The organism is Azohydromonas lata (assembly GCF_034427735.1).
GTDB classification, from domain to species: Bacteria; Pseudomonadota; Gammaproteobacteria; order Burkholderiales; family Burkholderiaceae_C; genus Azohydromonas; species Azohydromonas lata.
Genome location: NZ_JAXOJX010000185.1, coordinates 1 through 996, shown reverse-complemented (window position 1 = coordinate 996; position 996 = coordinate 1). Strand labels below are relative to the sequence as shown.

The 996-nt window shown below is 68.4% G+C and carries 1 protein-coding gene; it reads right to left on the bottom strand.

The features are described from left to right. A partial coding sequence (locus SM757_RS34930) for a hypothetical protein (RefSeq protein ID WP_322468856.1) occupies nucleotides 1–996 on the bottom strand: 996 nt, incomplete at both ends.

Here is a 996-nt window from a genome sequence, read left to right as displayed (position 1 = left end):
GCCACCGAGGTGGCCTTGAGGTTGCCCAGGCCGTCGACATTGGCCGTCAGCGTGCCGTTGGCCAACTCGAACGCCGTGGTGCCCGCGGCACCTGAGCGCAGGCCGAAGCTGGCATTGCTCAGCCGCAGCGACGCCGACGTGCCCGCACTCAGCGCAGCCGTCACGTTGGACCCCACGGCCACGATGTCGGTGCCCGTCTTGGCGAAGCCCAGGTCACCGGACAGCGACACGAAGTTCGCGATGTCTGCCGAGAAGCCCTTGAGCGTGAACGCCACCGTGTTGGCGGCAATCGCCTGGCTGAACGTGTAGCTCTGGCTGCCAACACTGACTTTTGTGCCGGCCGTCACGGCACCGGCGGTGCCCGTGTACTGCACGGCCACCGAGGTGGCCTTGAGGTTGCCCAGGCCGTCGACGCTGGCCGTCAGCGTCCCGTTGGCCAGCTCGAATGCCGTGGTGCCGGCCGCGCCCGAGCGCAGGCCGAAGCTGGCATTGCTCAGCCGCAGCGAGGCGGACGTGCCAGCGCTCAGCGCGGCCGTCACGTTGGAGCCCACGGCCACGATGTCCGTGCCGGTCTTGGCAAAACCCAGGTTGCCGGACAGCGACACGAAGTTCGCGATGTCGGCCGAGAAGCCCTTGAGCGTGAACGCCACCGTGTTGGCGGCGATCGCCTGGCTGAACGTGTAGCTCTGGCTGCCGACGCTGACCTTGCTGCCAGCGGTCACCGCACCAGCGGTACCCGTGTACTGCACGGCCACAGACGTGGCCTTGAGGTTGCCCAGGCCGTCGACGCTGGCCGTCAGCGTCCCGTTGGCCAGCTCGAACGCCGTGGTGCCCGCGGCACCCGAGCGCAAGCCGAAGCTGGCGTTGCTCAGCCGCAGCGAGGCCGACGTACCGGCGCTCAGCGCAGCCGTCACATTGCTGCCCACGGCCACGATGTCCGTGCCCGTCTTGGCAAAGCCCAGATCACCAGACAGCGACACGAAGTTCGCGATGTCG